Source organism: Streptomyces sp. NPDC048297, from assembly GCF_043201585.1.
Classification (GTDB): Bacteria; Actinomycetota; Actinomycetes; order Streptomycetales; family Streptomycetaceae; genus Streptomyces.
In genome coordinates this window covers 22,914-38,734 of sequence record NZ_JBICZA010000026.1, presented here as the reverse complement: position 1 = coordinate 38,734, position 15,821 = coordinate 22,914, and the positions used below count along the sequence as shown (strand labels likewise).

General features: G+C 69.0%; 17 protein-coding genes. 11 read left to right on the top strand and 6 right to left on the bottom strand.

The window, feature by feature from the left end; translation table 11 throughout:
* Window positions 1–4: 4 nt before the first annotated feature.
* Window positions 5–841, bottom strand: coding sequence for a DUF1932 domain-containing protein (locus ACGFYV_RS25925; RefSeq protein WP_393880855.1), 837 nt, complete (start codon window positions 839–841; stop codon window positions 5–7).
* A gap of 4 nt (window positions 842–845) precedes the next feature.
* Complete coding sequence (locus ACGFYV_RS25920; protein ID WP_393880854.1) at window positions 846–1,493, bottom strand: HAD family hydrolase; 648 nt, start codon at window positions 1,491–1,493, stop codon at window positions 846–848.
* Window positions 1,494–1,535: 42 nt separating this feature from the next.
* Between ACGFYV_RS25920 and ACGFYV_RS25915 the strand changes: the two genes are divergently transcribed.
* The 9 genes from ACGFYV_RS25915 to ACGFYV_RS25875 all read left to right on the top strand — a co-directional run bounded on the left by ACGFYV_RS25915 (window position 1,536) and on the right by ACGFYV_RS25875 (window position 10,913).
* Window positions 1,536–1,907 (top strand): helix-turn-helix domain-containing protein, encoded by a 372-nt coding sequence (locus tag ACGFYV_RS25915; RefSeq protein ID WP_393880853.1) that lies wholly within the window; start codon window positions 1,536–1,538, stop codon window positions 1,905–1,907.
* 864 nt (window positions 1,908–2,771) lie between these two features.
* Entirely contained in the window at window positions 2,772–5,252 is a 2,481-nt protein-coding gene (locus ACGFYV_RS25910) for a hypothetical protein (protein WP_393880852.1), read from the top strand.
* 211 nt (window positions 5,253–5,463) lie between these two features.
* Entirely contained in the window at window positions 5,464–5,799 is a 336-nt protein-coding gene (locus ACGFYV_RS25905) for a hypothetical protein (protein WP_393880851.1), read from the top strand.
* Between the two features lie 54 nt (window positions 5,800–5,853).
* Window positions 5,854–6,426: a hypothetical protein gene (locus ACGFYV_RS25900; RefSeq protein ID WP_393880850.1), complete on the top strand. Its 573-nt coding sequence runs from the start codon at window positions 5,854–5,856 to the stop codon at window positions 6,424–6,426.
* A complete protein-coding gene (locus tag ACGFYV_RS25895) occupies window positions 6,423–7,004 on the top strand; it encodes a DciA family protein (protein ID WP_393880849.1) in 582 nt (193 codons plus the stop codon). The genes ACGFYV_RS25900 and ACGFYV_RS25895 overlap by 4 nt, the downstream gene beginning before the upstream one ends.
* A 174-nt stretch (window positions 7,005–7,178) precedes the next feature.
* On the top strand, window positions 7,179–8,528 hold the full coding sequence (gene dnaB, locus ACGFYV_RS25890; protein ID WP_393880848.1) for a replicative DNA helicase: 1,350 nt from the start codon (window positions 7,179–7,181) through the stop codon (window positions 8,526–8,528).
* Between the two features lie 867 nt (window positions 8,529–9,395).
* Complete coding sequence (locus ACGFYV_RS25885; protein WP_393880847.1) at window positions 9,396–9,701, top strand: transposase; 306 nt, start codon at window positions 9,396–9,398, stop codon at window positions 9,699–9,701.
* On the top strand, window positions 9,698–10,591 hold the full coding sequence (locus ACGFYV_RS25880; RefSeq protein WP_393880846.1) for an IS3 family transposase: 894 nt from the start codon (window positions 9,698–9,700) through the stop codon (window positions 10,589–10,591). Before ACGFYV_RS25885 ends, ACGFYV_RS25880 begins: the two co-directional genes overlap by 4 nt.
* Before the next feature lie 103 nt (window positions 10,592–10,694).
* Entirely contained in the window at window positions 10,695–10,913 is a 219-nt protein-coding gene (locus ACGFYV_RS25875) for a hypothetical protein (RefSeq protein ID WP_393880845.1), read from the top strand.
* Between the two features lie 33 nt (window positions 10,914–10,946).
* Here ACGFYV_RS25875 and ACGFYV_RS25870 read toward each other — a convergent pair whose 3' ends face one another.
* Window positions 10,947–12,170 (bottom strand): hypothetical protein, encoded by a 1,224-nt coding sequence (locus ACGFYV_RS25870; protein WP_393880844.1) that lies wholly within the window; start codon window positions 12,168–12,170, stop codon window positions 10,947–10,949.
* Between the two features lie 98 nt (window positions 12,171–12,268).
* Window positions 12,269–12,526, bottom strand: coding sequence for a hypothetical protein (locus ACGFYV_RS25865; protein WP_393880843.1), 258 nt, complete (start codon window positions 12,524–12,526; stop codon window positions 12,269–12,271).
* A gap of 211 nt (window positions 12,527–12,737) precedes the next feature.
* On the opposite strand from ACGFYV_RS25865, the gene ACGFYV_RS25860 reads away from it, so the two are divergent.
* The gene (locus tag ACGFYV_RS25860) at window positions 12,738–13,067 is read left to right on the top strand and encodes a DciA family protein (RefSeq protein ID WP_393880842.1); all 330 of its coding nucleotides are present in this window, start codon (window positions 12,738–12,740) and stop codon (window positions 13,065–13,067) included.
* Window positions 13,068–13,078: 11 nt separating this feature from the next.
* On the opposite strand, the gene ACGFYV_RS25855 is transcribed toward ACGFYV_RS25860, so the two are convergent.
* The gene (locus tag ACGFYV_RS25855) at window positions 13,079–14,131 is read right to left on the bottom strand and encodes a hypothetical protein (protein WP_393880841.1); all 1,053 of its coding nucleotides are present in this window, start codon (window positions 14,129–14,131) and stop codon (window positions 13,079–13,081) included.
* 247 nt (window positions 14,132–14,378) lie between these two features.
* On the opposite strand from ACGFYV_RS25855, the gene ACGFYV_RS25850 reads away from it, so the two are divergent.
* Window positions 14,379–14,516: a hypothetical protein gene (locus ACGFYV_RS25850; protein WP_393880840.1), complete on the top strand. Its 138-nt coding sequence runs from the start codon at window positions 14,379–14,381 to the stop codon at window positions 14,514–14,516.
* Window positions 14,517–14,599: 83 nt separating this feature from the next.
* On the opposite strand, the gene ACGFYV_RS25845 is transcribed toward ACGFYV_RS25850, so the two are convergent.
* Window positions 14,600–15,289, bottom strand: a complete 690-nt coding sequence (locus ACGFYV_RS25845) for a hypothetical protein (RefSeq protein ID WP_393880839.1) — start codon at window positions 15,287–15,289, stop codon at window positions 14,600–14,602.
* Window positions 15,290–15,821: the final 532 nt, after the last annotated feature.

The window sequence follows — 15,821 nt, the reverse complement described above, 5'->3', positions numbered from 1 at the left end:
TCGGCTACGGCTGGGCGAGTCGATCCAGGGCGTCGGTGAGTGTGAGCTTGCTGTCATCCTTGACGCCGTGCCACCGGGCCAGCGTGGACGCGGCCGCGCGCAGCATCTCCGCGGGGAGGCCGGCGGCCGCGAGCGTGTCGGCGGCTTCCTCCAGTTCGGGGCCCCAGCGCCAGGCGCGGGCGGCGGTCTTGGCCACGTACTGCGGCTCGGACAGGTACGAATCGGTGCGCCGGGAGGCGACCTCGATGAGCTCCTGGTCGACGCCGTGCTCGCGCGCCATCCCGACCGCGAGCGCCACTAGCACCCGCGAGGTCTTCTGGAAGCTGGCGTACGACAACTTCAACGCGGACGCCTTCCCAACCTCCGTGCCCAGCATCGCGGTCTGGACGGCGGTGTCCGCGAACAGCGCCTCGATGCGGGCCGTCGCGTCAGCAGGCCCGGACAAGTACAGGGTCGGCGTCTTGCCGCCGACCGGCGGGGAGCCGACAACGCCGCCGTCCACGACGATGGCGTCCGAGAGTAGCGCGGAGATCCGCTGCGTGCGCTCGGGGTTGATGGCGTTCGCCTCTACGTACACCCCGGCGAAGGGGTGCCCGGCGACGGCGCGGGCCAGGCCCTCGGCTGCGGCTGGCGGGCAGAGGCTGATGACTATGTCGCTGCGGTCCAGCAGTTCGGCAAGCGTCGCCACGGGTGTCAGCCCGAACCGAGCGGCGCGCTCCACGGACGCGGTGCTGCGCCCGTTCTCGCACCACAGGACCGCGGCCGCGTTCGTCGTGGCGCAGGCGGCGACGGCGGCGCCCATGCTGCCGGGGTGGAGGATGCCGACGGTCGGCTGGTCCACGGTGCTACTCCGTCTCGTTGAGCAGGATGGTGATGGCGTCGGTGACGTTGTCGACGACGTGGTGCGCGGCGGGGAGGCCGTCGGGCCAGGGGCGGCCGCGCAGCCAGATGGTGCGCAGGCCGGCCTGGTGGCCGCCGCCGATGTCTCCGGCCGGGTTGTCGCCGACCATCCAGCCGCCGCCCGCGAGGTTGACGCCGCACCGCGCGGCCCCGAGTTCGAAGAGGCGCCTGTCCGGCTTGCGGATCTCCAGGTCGCCCGATGCGGCGACACCGTCGACCAGGGCGGCGAGGCCGGTCCCGGCGAGCTTGGCGCGCTGGATGTCGCTGGCCCCGTTGGTGATGACGCCGATCGTCCATGCAGCCGCACGCAGGCGGGCCAAGCCCTTGAGGACCTCGGGGCGGCAGGTGACGGCGGCCGCCATGAGGTCGACGTACTCCTGCCACAGGTCCGCGGCCGGCACCTCCAGACCGAAGGCTTCCCGCAGCCGAGCAAAGTCGCTGGCGGTCGCACGGTCGGCCAGCGCGGCGCGCAGCCACTGTTCGGCATCTGCGGAGAGCGAGCGGGAACGGCACAGGCTGACCAGCGCATCGCTGAGCGCCGACTGTCGGTCGGCCAGCGTGCCATCCAGGTCGAAGAGCACGAGGCGGGCCATGGGAACGGACCCTACCGGGGCCCCGACGACACGCAGCTCACAGTGACGGTCTCTCCTCGAAGCAGATCGCATCGTGTATCTTTCAGGGAACCATCGATCTTGAAAGGCTGCGCCGTGACCGACCCGGACCGCTTGAAGCGGGTCGACGCCCTCGTGGACGACGTCCTGCCGCCGCCAGCTGTGCGCACGAAGCTGCGCCTCGCAGCTGGCCTCACACAGCAGGAGGTCGCGGAGGCCGTGGGCGTGAAGCGTCTTGCTGTGGCTCGTTGGGAGCTGGGGCAGACCCACCCCCGACGTCCGCATCGCGCTGTCTACTTGCACCTGCTCAACCGGCTTGCAGAGCGGTACCCCGAGGCCGCGACGCCGGATGAGGGCATGCCGACGCCAGCCTCGGACTCAAGGGGGTCGGGGTGACGTAGCCGCCACCGGCCGCGCGCCAAGAGGTGGACTCGCAATCCACCGTGGCCACGCGGCCCGTCTCGCCGAACGGATTAGCAATCCGTGTCAGCCGCCCAGTCTCCGGTTCGCACCCGGCTCTGGGCTCCAGCTCCTCGAGCTGGGTCATCTCACAACCGGTCCGTAAGGACCAGCACCACCGCAGCCGCCCCTCTCGCAAAGGGACTTCTGCACCCAGTCCCAGCGGCTTTCGCAGGCCGTCGGGACCACGGCCGCCACGAAGGCGGTCGCCGCAACAACCACACGAAGAAGGTCGCCGCTCGCACATCCAGCCCGAGGGCTGTCCGCACTACCCGTTCGACAAGAGACCAGGAGGCCCTTCTCGTCCGGCGCCCGCTCCTCACGGAGGGGGCTGCCACCCACATCCACTCGCCGGTCCTTCCCGTTTCGCGCGGGGCGGTCCGACTCGCATATGGAAGTTGGTGTCCCCGTCATAGTGCACGACCTGGCATCCCCTTGTCAGCTCGACCGTGCCCGATTCGCACCGGTTCGAGCCCCCCGCGCTTCCTGCGTGACGGGATTCGCACGCCCCGTTTGCCCTGTTCAAGGCATTAGTCGCGAAGATTCTTCGAGGTGGAGTGTCACACCGGCCCCGGTCCGGCGTACGTTTCGTGCCCGTGGTTGCACGACCCTCGCCGCGGTCCGGGCGCTGCTCGCGGATCCTGCGGTGAGCGCTTTTCCCGCTTCCGGTGTCACGATCCGGACCCTCCCGGTCCTTGGGCTGGATATGCGGAACGTTCCCGACCCCAGCCCTGTCCGCCGTGTGTGCCTGTCCACGGCGCCCGAGAGCGTGCACGCCGACTGCGCTGGAGTGGTAGCCCGATGACGACGGCGCAGCTGGCCGCGATGCTGCCGGAGTTCGGCGGCAGCTCCGTGGCAGGCACTCTGGCGCTTCCCGGGCAGCGGGGCGCACTACGGTCGGTGCCGCTCTCGGGTGGGCGGGGCGACGGTGGCCTTGAGGACCCGCTGCGCCTCGGACGGACGATGCGGCTTCGACTGCGCGACGCTGTCCAGGCGCTGCTGGCAGACCCATCGATCGCCAGGCTGAAGGACGCGCCGAAACTGGCTGCCGTGGTGCTGTACGCGAAGTCGCGGGCGCCGAAGGGCGAGAAGAAGGACAACCAGACCTCGATCTGGGGTGCGGAGCTGGGCCGCTGGCTGGGCATGAAGGAGTCCACGGTCCACCACAAGGTGCTGCCCGTGCTGCGCGGTACGGACGCGCTGCACACGCAGGTGGTGACGGACGCCAAGGGACACCCGACCGGGCTGGACTGCCTGGTCATGCCGCTGTGGAACGCCCGCAAGAGCGAGGGGGCGGGGCACCCGCTGGCGCTGACGAAGGCGGAGCTGGCGACGCTGCTGCGTCTCATCGAGGCGCTGTTCGGGCCCGGCTGGACGCCGGAGGGCAAGGAGCCGACGCCGCCGGGGCTGCTGGCCGGCCGTACGGGCAAGGGGGCGGCGACCGACCGGCTCGGGCTGCTGCTGATGGTGTTGAACACCCGGGCCTCGGGCTGGCTGCAACTGTGCAGCGGCTCGGTGAAGAAGCGTGAGGGGCGTGGTGCGGCGACGCTGGCCCGGCTGCTGGGCTGCTCGCCTTCGGGAGCGCGAAAGGTTCTGGCGCGGCTGACGGAGGCCGGTGTCGTGGCGCGGCAGCGCAAGGCGACGTCGACGCGGATGAACGGCCGGGGCAAGGTCATGCTGCTGCCGGTCGCCCGCGCGTACGGCCGCATCCTGGCCCCTGTGGAGGCTGTTTCGGGGTCCGGCGCGGTGTTTTCGGCGCGTCCTGATGGTGCGTGCGGAGATCATGCTCCGGCCGGTACCGCTGGGGCCCTTGGTACGTCTGGGATCGGCGGTGCTGAGCAGGCAGGCGAGGCCGAGGATCGGGAGCGTCCCGATGGTGCAGAGCTCCACGCAGACCACGCTTCTGTGGTTACTCCCGTAGTTCCTTCGCAGCTCTCTTGTGGTTTTTCCGGCGCAGGCCGTGGGGCTGAAGGCCGTCGGCCGGAGCGCGCGTGCCCGGGCGAGGACCAGGCCGCCGACGGCGAGAGCGCCGTTGCCAAGACCGGGTCACCGGCGGCTGAGGACGGCCCGCTTCGCGGGGAAAAGCCGAAGAAGTCTCCGGCTGTTGAGGTGCAGGGACAGGTTGAGGTCGTCGATGGTGGCCGGGTCCCTCTGACGGTCGTGGGGGGTGGCGGCAGAACGCGGCAGAGGCAGGCAGTTGGTGCCTTCGGTGATCTTCGTCTGCCGGTCGTGCTGGCGCCGGTTGCGCACGTGTGGGAGCGGCTGAGCGGCGGGCAGCAGGCCGTGGTGCGGCGGGCTGTGCGGGGAGCGCTTCGGGTGCTGGGCGGGATCGCCGATGAGGCGTGTGCGCCGCAGTTGCTGGCCGATCGGCTCGCTGACCGCCTGGAGGAGGCCGGCGGGGAGGCGCTGGTGCGTGACCCGATGGGCTGGCTGCTCGGGCGGGGCCTGGTTCAGCGGCCGGCCTGTACGGACCGTCGCTGTGACGACGGTATTCGTCTGGACACCAGGGCCGAGTGCCTGTCGTGTGCCATGGTGGTCGCTGATCGGCGGGCCCGACGTGCCCGGCTCCGAGCCGCGGTCGACGCCCGGTTCGAGGGCGTGGGTGTTGCTGGCCGGCGGGCGGTGTACGAGGCACGGCTGCGTGAGGACACCGCCCTCGAGGCCGCCCGGACCGAGGCCCGGCACGCCCGCGCCGCGATTGAGGTCGAGCACCGGCAGGCCGCTGCCGCACGCCGCCGTCAGGAGGAGGAGGCCGCGGACCTGGCCCGCCGGTCGGCTCCCTGCACGGAGTGCGGGATGCCTGAAGCGGCGGGCCTGTGCCCGCCGTGCACGCACCGGCAGCGCACCGAAAACCTGGTGCGCGAGGCCGTGGACCTGGCCGTCGCGGTCCGTGCGGACCTGAACAGCCCTGACAACGTCGCCGCCCTCACCCGGCGGTGCGAGGCCGACAGTCGGGCCCTACTCGCCGACATCTGCCGGCGCACCGCCACCGAGCATGGCCTCGAGGCCTTCACCGCGCGGGAGATGGCCGAACGCATCCGTGACGAGCGCCGGGCCAGCGCCTACCAGCGGCTGCTTGGCAGCGAGGAGGCCAGTGCCGAGGCCGATGCCGTCTACGACATGGTGCTGCGCCGCCGCCCGGGCGCGCACGACGCGGCCCGGAAGGCGGCTGAGGATGCCCGCCACCGCACCGCCGAGTACCTTCTTCCGGCTCGGCTCGGCCAGCTACGGGCCCACCGGGCCCGGGCGGAAGCAGGCCGGCTGGCGCGATGTGGTGGCTGATCTCTGCTGGCGGCCCGATCCTGGCGCTAACCTGTGACGTGGCTTGCAGATGTGCTGCCAGGGCTGGTGGCCGACCTTCATCGCATCGGAGGCTGGACGAGTGAGCGTTCCCGCTCAGCACGGTCCCGAAGATGATCTGATTCCCGCGTGGGGGCGCAGGCTCACCGTGCCGTGCCCGGCGTGCAGTCTGCAGACACACCGGCACCGGACGATGGACTACGACGGAGTGAACATCTACCGGCCTCAGGCCGGCCGTGATCCCGTCCTTGCCGTCGAAGGTGAGGAGCCGGACAGGGAAGTCGCGTGGATCGCGCTGGTGCCGGGGGACTACCCGGCTCAGTACTTCGCAGACACCGAGGTCTACCATCTCGCCGGCGGGATTGCCTGGCCGGGCCAGCACCACCGGGACTACGGCACGGCCAAGGTCGCCCACGACGCATGCTGCCCGGGCCTGCACTCCGGCCAGCCCATCACCAGCCAAGGAGCAGGCGACCTGTGGCGAGCCATGTGCCTGCGACTGGCCCGGACAACACGGCCGAGGAACTGACTCCCCCGGACACCAGCAGACACGAACCCGCGCCGGCAGCAGACGGAGACACCTGTGAACCACGCCCAACTCAGCGCCCTGGGCCGGTCCCTGCGCGTCGCCGGCGAACACGGACAACGACTCGACGACAGCCAGGCGGCACTCCCCCCGGAGGAGATCCGCCAGGACCTCGAGCGTGCCCTGAACCTGCTGAACGAGACGATCAGCACGCCCAAGCCGGTCACCCGCTGCACCGAGCACCCCGGCGGCCCGGTGGATCCGGACGCCGCCGACCTGTGTCTGCTGTGCGAGACCCGCCGCCGGGCAGGATCGCGGACACCACCCCGACAACGACAGACGACGCCCTCCAGCGATGATGGACCACCCGCACGCGTGCAGTCCCGGTACCGGCTGCGCGCTGACCAGCCCGAGCCGAAGAACCGCTGGATCCCGGAGATGTGGAACGGGCAGGGCTGGCAGGTGTGCGGTACTCCGCGGCACAACATGGCGGAGGCCGAACAGCACCTGGCGCAGCTGCGCCAAGGCCTGAACCCGGCGCAGGCCTACCGGCTGGTGTACGCGTTCACCGACCACAACGTCACGCGCATCTGGGGCACCCCCGTCCTGCGTCAGCGGGACGCCCTGTGACCCCCGGAGGCGAAGCCGACGGCGGGCAGGACCCCGATCTGGCCAAGATCATGCTGCGTCGGGTCAAGGAAGACGCCCGCTCCCGCTCCACCAGGCGCCCCGCCACGGAGGTCCGCAAGAAGCCGCGGGGGCGAACACCGCCGGTGCAACTCGGACGCGCGCTGTGGGAGATGTTCGCCCAGCGCGGGCTCCGGAGCGTGCCGGAACTGAAGCTGCTCGCCTGTTGGCCCGCCGTGGCCGGACCCGTTGCCCAGCATCTGCACCTGGCACGCTTCGACCCCAACACCGGAACCCTCACCTTGCAGGCAGTCTCCAGCGCATGGATCACCCAGGCCAGGATCATCAGTGACGTTCTCGTGCAGCGGCTCAATCTCGAGATCGGCCCGGACATGGTGCGGCAGCTCCGCGTGGAAAAGGTCAAGGACGTTCCCTCGTCCGCCTGGGCACCCACACCTGCCCCGGACGGTCCCCGGCCTCTGTTGTGGTGGCGGGAGCCGCCACCGGCCGATCCCGGCATTGCGGCCGCCTTCGAGCGCCAGGCGCAGTGCCTACTGCATCAATCCCCTCGCGAGCCCTGACACCAGCCCGGATTCCCCGCCTGCCAGGACACGCGGTACGGCCATGCGTCTACCCGTCCACGCGAGGGCACAGGACGGTTTCACCCCCGCCTGATCGGCCCCGCGGATACGCTGCTCTGCGGCCATGCGCGTTCGGCTGCATGGCGGACAGCCGAGAAACAGGGGGCTTGCCAGGTGACCATCGAGGACTCCGCCGCCGGACCGCACGATCCACATGACCTGGCGGCAGAAAAGGGCGTTCTGAAGGCGATGCTGCGGTCGAAAGACGCAATCGCCGACATCGTCGAAGTCCTCGACGGGCACGACTTCTACCGTCCCGCCCACAACCTGATCTACACCACCCTCCTCAATCTGTACGGGGACGGTCACTCCACCGACCCGATTTCGGTGATCGCGGATCTCACCAAACAGAACCAGCTGGACGAGGCCGGCGGCTCCGCCTACATTGCTGCCCTCGTCGACGGCCCGTCACCATCCCGGAAATGGATGACTGAGGCCGAACGCGTACAGAACGCCGCCATGCTGCGCCGCACCAAGGTAGCCGCCGTCCACATCGAGAACCTGACCTTGGACGCAGACCTGGACGCCGCGGACCGCATCGCGGATGCCGCGCAGGCCGAAATCTTCGCCGCGACCACGCGCCGCCCCTTGTTGCCGCCAGCAGCGCCGCTGGGCGACGTCATGGAAGGCACCCTCGACTGGATCGAAGCAGTCGGTGGCCGCGACGCGGCCACCCTGCCCGGCGTGCCCACGGGCTTCACTGACCTGGACTCCCTGACCGGCGGACTCCACCCCGGCCAGCTCATCGTCGTGGCTGCCCGGCCGGCCATGGGCAAGTCCACCCTCGCGCTCGACTTCCTGCGTTCGGCGAGCATCAAGCACGCCCTACCCTCAGCCCTGTTCACGCTCGAAGCCGACCGCAACGAAGTCGGCATGCGGATTCTGTCAGCCGAAGCCCGCGTCGCCCTCCACCACATGCGCTCCGGCACGTGCACCGACGAAGACTGGACCCGGATGGCCCGCCGGATGCCCGACGTCAGCGCCGCACCCATCTACGTCCAGGACGGCTCCTACGCCAACCTCCACGACCTACGCGCCCACTGCCGCTACCTGCACAGCCGAATGGGCGTCCAACTCATCGTCATCGACGCCGTCCACATGCTCACCTTCGGCACCCGGCAGCTAAGCTCACGCTACGAAGAGATCTCCGAAATCGCCCGCTGCCTAAAACTGCTGGCAAAAGAACTCCGCCTGCCGATCGTCGCCGTCTCCACCCTCAATCGCGGCCCCGAACAACGCACCGACAAAAGACCGATGATCAGCGACCTGCGCGACTCCGGGGCACTCGAGGACAACGCCGACGCCGTCATCCTCATCCACCGCGATGACGCCTACGAAAAAGACTCACCCCGCGCCGGCGAGGCCGACCTCATCGTGGCCAAGCACCGCCACGGCCCCACCGCGACCATCACAATCGCCTTCCAGGGCCACTACTCCCGCTTCGTGGACATGGCACAGACCTGATCCCCAACTGTAGGTTCTCAAATTCCGTGTCATTTTCTCCGGTCCAGTCTCACGCCGCTGTCATGTCGCAGGTCAGCGGCTTGCATCGAACGGGTGTCCTGAGGAAATGACATGGCATCTGAGACAGCCGGCGGATGATGCAGCGTGAGACAGCGGAAGAACGCCCAGGTCACAGCGTCGGCAGATGACACCGAGATTGAGAACCTACACCGCTTGTAGGTTCTCAAATCCCGTGTCATTTTCTCAGCCGCCGTGTCATCTCGATGGCATTTATGACATCTCCGTGAGACAGCGCAGGTCAGAGACTCGCCGCTTCGGGCGGATCCGCCCGAAGCGGCGAGGAAATGACACGGAGCTGAGAATCCAGCGGATGACATGGCGTGAGACGCCCGAGGAACGCCCAGGTCAGAGGCCCGACAGATGACACGGGCCGCGAGAATCTACACTCAGATTCCGTGGCCGAAGCTCATGAACGATAGCCAAGCGGTGGCCACTTGTCAGACTCCGCAGGTCGGACCCCTGTCCATCGGTGCCCCCGAGGATTTGGACACGACCGTGAGACTGGAGGCTGGCCAAGCTGTGGGACAACGCGACAACGAGCAAGTCACGGCGACGTCGTTGGCCGCGGGCGGCGAGACCCTACACCGCGCAATCTCCTTCCCCAGTCGAAGCCGGACCGAGATCGGATCCGGAATAGCGGTGAACTCTCGGTGATCTCGTCGAGCTCTCTGTCTGCTTTCCGGTCAGCCCTATACGACGTTCGGTGGCCTAGCGGGCCCAGGATGTGTGTGGTGGGCGCCTTGAACCTTCCCCTTGATCGTGGACACCTGGAGACTGGGACATGAGGTCCAGAGGAAGTAGTGCCAGGTGGGAAGTAAGAGCAACCGCAGCAGGCGGTACACGGAGGAGTTCAAACGGGACGCGGTCGCGCTCGTACGCTCCTCCGGGAAGACCGTCACCGAGGTGGCCCGTCAGATCGGGGTCAGTCCCGAGGGACTGCGGAACTGGGTCAAGCAGGACACGATCGACCGTGGGCAGGGGGCGCCGGGAGAGCTGACGACGGCCGAGCGCGAAGAGCTGCGCCGACTGCGCAGGCTGGCCGCCGAGCAGGCGGAGACGATCGAGGTACTGCGAAAAGCGGCGGTCTTCTTCGCGAAGGAGAGCGATCGATGAGCGACGTGTACGCGTTCATCGAGGCGGAGAAGACCACCCACCGTGTTGCTCTGTTGTGTCGGCTGCTGAAGGTGGCCCGGTCCTCCTTCTACGCCTGGTTGGCCGGCGAGCAGGCCCGCGCCGCCCGCCGGGCCGCCGACGACGCCCTGGCCCACGAGATCACGGTGGTGCACATCGCCTCCCGGCACACCTACGGAGTGCCGCGCATCCACGCCGAGCTACGCAGGCTGGACCGGCGGGTCAACCGCAAGCGCGTGGAGCGGATCATGCGTGAGCGCGACATCACCGGCGGGCACCGCCTTCTTCGCCGGTCGCTGACCCGTCCGGCGAAGAAGGCGGTGCCCGCCGCGGACCTGATCGGCCGCGACTTCACGGCCGACGCCCCGGGCCGGAAACTGGTCGGTGACATCACCTTCATCGCCACCGACGAGGGCTGGCTGTATCTCGCGACCTGGCTGGACCTGGCCACCCGCGAGATCGTCGGCTACTCGATGGCCGACCACCACCGCGCGTCCCTGGTGGTCGACGCACTGACGATGGCTGCCGGACGCGGCCGGCTCCAGCCTGGCTGCATCGTCCACTCGGACCGTGGATCGGAGTACACCTCTGATGAACTCCGCCGCGAGATACGCCGGTTGGGACTGCGGCAGAGCATGGGCCGAACCGGCTCGTGCTACGACAATGCCGCCGCCGGGAGCTTCTTCGCACTGCTGAAAGCCGAGATCGGCACCCGCCACTGGCCCGACCGAACCACTGCCCGCGCGGAGATCTTCGCCTTCATCGAGACGTTCTACAACCGCAGACGACTGCGGAAGCATCCAGTCCGGGGCTACCTCACCCCGCTGGAGATCCGACAGCGACACGAGCAAGAACACGCCCTCGCAGCGTAAGCAACGAGTGTCCAGCATCACGGGGAAAGTTCACCTGCCTGGTCCCGGTACGAACCGGGAATGGCATGCATAGGTGACCCTCGCAGGAGGGAATGCACCGTCCATGACAGATGAGCAGGATGAAGGCTGGGACCGACGCGCCGACTACGGATATGGGCTGGAGTATGAGCCTTTCCCCGACACCCCCGTCAGCAGCCCGTCGGAAGCGGAGGCCATGGACGACCGCATAGGCGACTCTATGGAGGAGTATTACGAGTCGGCATACCGAGATGGACTCATCACGCGCGAAGAGTTCCAGGCCAAGGCATGGCGCACCAGGTGACGCAGTACGGGGCAGTCTGCGGTAGCCGATAGATCACGCCTCATGCCTCCTGCGGCACGAGTAGTGCTCTGGCAGCCCTTCGGGTCCTGGAAGGCTTGCGGGTTGACCGCAACCGAAGCGGCAGAGCGGGATCGTTCGACCCGACGCGTCGACCGGAACTCTGACTGCTTCGGTTTCTTGAGGGCGAGACTCAAGGACGATCGCGCGGCTGCCACGTCTCTGCTTCGGGTCAGCCCGCACCTCCGAAGCAGGACGGTCCTCGGTGCACCTGTCGCGCCGGTCTCCCTGCCGTACGGAAGGCTGACGCTCCTTGTCTTCCAAGGCGGGCCCGTTCGCCTCGAGGTACTGCTGCCACTGGTGTGCTGGGAGCCAACCGTGGTGGCCGCCCCGCTGGAACGGGATTCGCTCACCCGCCGCAGCTTCCACGATGAACTGGGTGAGGGTCAGGCCGCCTTCTCCAGTGAAAGTGCTCGACTGATGGGCGGGCACGAGGACGCGGTGCCAGCCCCCGCAGTAGCCGGTATCGGTAGGGTTTTCCGGATCGTAAGGTTTCTCCGGGCACCGGGTGAGGGCGCCGTTCTGGCTGCACTGGCCCTCCTCCAGAACGAAGTTGCCGTCCCGGACCGCGATGGGGTTCTTCTGCACGCGAATGACGGAGGCCGGCAGGTTGGGCGTGCGGACGTAAGGGACGGTGCCGATGCCTGCGTGGTCAGGGTCGGCAAAGTCCCAGACCGATTGAATACCGCCACGGCGCCGGAACCCCTCCCGGGCACGCATTCCGCGGGCTGTCTGTGAGCTCAACTGAGGCTCGTAGCCAAGGACGATGCCATTGGCGCCGTTGATGCGTACATCGAGGCGCGCGTGCCCGTCGGCGGTCGGTGACTCGATGTCGGCGTGGAAGCCGTGATCTTCGGAGTCCTTCGCGACGCGTTCCTTGCGGGCGAGGTGCTCGTCCGACTCGTGGCTGATGGGCTTCTCACCAGGTTTCCGGTAGTGGGAGGCAAGCCATACGCCGTCACGCTGGACGAGGTACATGGAGACGCGCCGGCCACGGAGATCTCGACAATCGGGGCAGATGAGCCCGCGCTTTTCGACCGGGACGCGTTTTCGCATCCGCAGGAGTACGTTCAGGAGATCTTGGCCTTGCGAGACGCCGAGGTCGGAGCGGTCCAAGTCGAGGTTCTGACCTGCGGGTTCGTAGAAGACGGGATTACGGAAGAGGTCTTCGTCCCTGTCGATCTGAAGGCCGTCGTCCATTGGTACTCCCCGCAGCCGCCACGAGTAGGACCTACAACGCTACGGTGAGGGTCTGACAACCGGGGCTGAACTGCGGAAACAGGGCGTACTTTCAACACCTAATGCGGTGGCGACGGATGCGCGCGAAGAATCGCGCCTGCGATCGTTGTACTGCCGGCCAGGTCCTGACGACGCTGATGTTGACGCTGCCGCCGGAAACCCATCAGCGCGATCTCCGCAGATGCCGACGCCCCGTTCTCGTAGCGGCCCTCGCCCGCGTAGCCGTCGAGGTAGACCACGCGCTTGTCATACGACTGAGTGCCTGTCATACCGCCGAACTGCGGCAGGTATCGCTTGAGGAGATCATGCTTGAACACGCTGGGCAGAGCCCTGTCCGACTAGTAACTCACGCCCGTACCCGAGGGTCGTTCGCCGCGACCATGCAGCGCCTCGCGGGCCTTGGTCACCTGAACCTCGTCGACCTGCCCGGGTCCCGCTGCGGTCTGCGATGGAGGCGGCGCGCGTCAACGGCGCCGGCCGGAAGGGAAGCCGCAGCCGATCCGACGGTGCGCCGGGTACATCGCCGCCGTGTCGTACGACGCCGACTCCGGTCAGCTCACGGTGTGCTCGGCGTCGTCGGCCTGGGCGACGAAGGCCCGGCTGGAGCAGACCCGCATCAGCGCGGCCGCCAACCAGTCGGCGGGCCGGACGGTCGTCCGCTCCCTGCGGATCCTGGCGCCCGGCACTGTGGCGGTACCCGAGCCGGCCGACGCCGGTCCGGAGCCCGCGGCCGCGCCGCCGGGCCACCGCGCACGAGGGAGACCGCCTCGGACGGCTACCGTCGCGCGCTCGCCGCGCACCAGGAGGCGCCGTCGTCGCGGGTGGTCCGGGCATGCGCAGCGTCCTCTCGTTCAGTGACCGACGTTCCGTTACCGCAGCTGCTCCGCCTGGCGGTGCCGGTCGTGGTGTTGAACTGCTTGCTCAGGAAAGGCGCGAGTCATCCAGCCCAATGGGGCGCCGACCTGGTGCAGTATTGCGAACTGCCGGTCGTAGTCGTGCCCTTCGGGACTAGCATGGACGCGCAAGTAGATGGGGTCGTCGTTGCCGGTGTTGCTGTCGAAGTAGAAGTCGCAGGTGTGGTCCCACTGGAAGGGGCTGCCCGGCTCGGCGCAGCGGCAGAACCGGTGGGCCACACGAACCGGCAGGCCCCAGCGCGGGTGGCATAGCCGGTGCAGGAGCTGGTCGTGCCAGCGGGCCCGGGGATGGGCGGTGCGGGCATCGATCTTCCAGCTCTCGCCGTCGTCCCAGCACTGGACCCTGTAGAAGGCGGTGGCGGTGTGGAAGAGCGCGATTCGCCGCAGCAGTCCGCTGCCCACCGCGGCCCGCCGGGCCCGTGAGGCTTCGAGGCTGGGGTAGGCGTTGACGTGCCTGGATTCCACGCCGTCGAGCTGTGAGTCCGTCCACAGTGGCCGCAGACCGTTGTCGTCGCACCAGCGCCGGTGTCGGCGCTCGATGTCCGCCCAGTCCTCCGTCAGCCCTTTGGGCAGCGCGAGTACGAGCGTGGCTGTCTGCCCAGGGTCCTTCACCGTGTGCAGGTGCAGTTGTCGACCGCTGGCCTCGATGCCGCTCATCCGAAGGCCGGGGATCCCGTGCGGGTCATCATCGCTTCCTGGTGCGGGAGCCGCTGGGAGTAGCTGGCTCAGGCAGTGCTCGGGGAAGGAGTACCGCTTGTGGCCCAAGTACGCGTCGAGGTGCAGGGTGAGGGACGTTGCGGTGCTGCTGAGGGAGGCGATGCCGAAGGGGTGGGCGCACAGGTCCGGAGAGGTTCCCAGTTGCTCGAGGGCCAGACTCTCCAGCCGAGCCTGCGCGGGCGAGGCCGCGGGCGCCGGGTGGCTCGTGCGAAGACCGGTGCGGCGGGACTGGCCACTGCACTCGGCCCAGTAGCGAAGTTTGCGGGACTCCCACGAGGAGCGGTCGTTCACGGCAGTGCCTTCCTGGCGCGCCTCTGCCCGATCCCGGCACGTCAACAAACACTGACCAGTTGCTGGGTGTGATCACGGTGGTGCAGGCCGGTGCAATGCCACGCTCCTTGCGTTCCGGTACGCCGGATCGGGCGGCGGTCGGAACGTGGCCCGCCTCGGGCCATTTCCGACCAGCATCCAGCACAACCACGGCCAGGGACGGACGACACCGTCACCGGTTCACTCGGACGGACCCTGTACATCAAGCTTGGAGGGGACAAATGAGCGGGAGCACGCGTTCGGTCAGCTGCCCGGTGAGCTGGGCATCGGTGAGGGCCGCCTCGGTGAGCCAGTCCGCTGCGGTCAGCTGGTCGGCCAGGTGCTGCAGTTCGCCGGAATCGACTGAAACCCAGGCAGCGAGAGAGGTCAGGGCGATGCCCTGGGCGCCGGTACCGAGGCGTCCCGAGGCGTCGGCCTGGGTGGCCAGCGTCAGGGCGAGCGCCGGGTGCCGGCGGTGGCCTTGGCCTTGCGGAGCTTCTTGTCCGAGATGACCTTCTGGGCCCAGCCGGAGAGCTTGGCCCGCATCTTCTTGCCGAACGTGAACGGGCCCGCCTTGTCCTCGTGGGGCACCAGGGAGGGAACGGTGATCGAGGTGGGGTTCTCCGGCCGGGAGGCGAGCAGATCGGCGGCGGTGCCGGGCAGGGTGAGCCAGCCGCAGCCGGTCAGCTTCTCGACCAGGTCCTCCGGGTCGGTCAGGCCCAGCGTGGTGAGGTCCTGGCCGACGAGGTTGCCGGTGCCGGTGTGCGCGGTGCGCAGAGTCAGCATCAGCACCAGCAGCCGTGCCTCCGGGCCGGGCAGCGGGGTGTGGTCGGCCACGTGCGTGAGGACAGAGCGCGCGTGGTCCCCCTGCGTCGGTACGGAAAGCGGGCGCGACACGGCCGGCCCGTCGCTGTCCGCGATACCACCGGTGCGCTGCTGGTGCTGGAAGCGGGCGGCAGTGGCTGCCTGCTCGGCGCGCCGGGCCTCCAGCCGCAGGCTCTCGATGCCGCTGACGTCGGCCCAGGTGGTGAAGGCCCGTGCCTTGCGTTCGTGGAGGTCGGCGAGGAGGGCCAGGTCGGGCTCCGTGCGCTGTTGGTAGGCGCGGAAGAGGTCACCGAGTTCGATGAGCTCGTCCCGCAAGGCGACGGGCCGCAGATGGTGAGGGATGACGCGCTGGGCAATCTTCGACTGTGGTGGGCGGCGGCGTGCAGGTGCGGAGCGGGGAGCTGGCAGCCCCGACGCGGCTGCGGCCTGGCGGTCGGAGAACTGCGTCGTGCTCGGCGCTGCGGGAGACCGATGTTCGGAAGGCTGAGGCCCGGGCTCCTGGGAGGTGGCCACGGTCTTCGCTCCATGCGTGGCGGCCGCGCACCGCGAGCAGCACTCCAAAGCCTGCCACCAGCGTCCTTCCCGGTCGGTCACCACGGCCAGGACGACCGGCCCACCGCATCGCCAGGGTTCGGCACGCGTAGGCCGGCCGGTGTCTGGCAGGTGCGTGTGGCAGCCGTCTGCTCTGCACGCGCAGTAGGCCCCGGGCCTGGGGGCGGGGGCGGCGCGCAGGTGGGCCTTGAGATGAGCGATGGCGGCCGCCCGGCCGGCGGCCGCGGACGGCAGGCGCTGCTCCGCGCAGGCGGGGCGGCTGCACGAGATGCGTACGGCCGCGCTGCCCCGGCTG

Bases quoted from the DNA above. Each gene is read 5' to 3' on its own strand.
- ACGFYV_RS25920 (WP_393880854.1), bottom strand. From the start codon at position 1,493: ATGGCCCGCCTCGTGCTCTTCGACCTGGATGGCACGCTGGCCGACCGA.
- ACGFYV_RS25910 (WP_393880852.1), top strand. From the start codon at position 2,772: ATGACGACGGCGCAGCTGGCCGCGATGCTGCCGGAGTTCGGCGGCAGC.
- ACGFYV_RS25905 (WP_393880851.1), top strand. From the start codon at position 5,464: ATGGACTACGACGGAGTGAACATCTACCGGCCTCAGGCCGGCCGTGAT.
- ACGFYV_RS25880 (WP_393880846.1), top strand. From the start codon at position 9,698: ATGAGCGACGTGTACGCGTTCATCGAGGCGGAGAAGACCACCCACCGT.
- ACGFYV_RS25875 (WP_393880845.1), top strand. From the start codon at position 10,695: ATGACAGATGAGCAGGATGAAGGCTGGGACCGACGCGCCGACTACGGA.
- ACGFYV_RS25870 (WP_393880844.1), bottom strand. From the start codon at position 12,170: ATGGACGACGGCCTTCAGATCGACAGGGACGAAGACCTCTTCCGTAAT.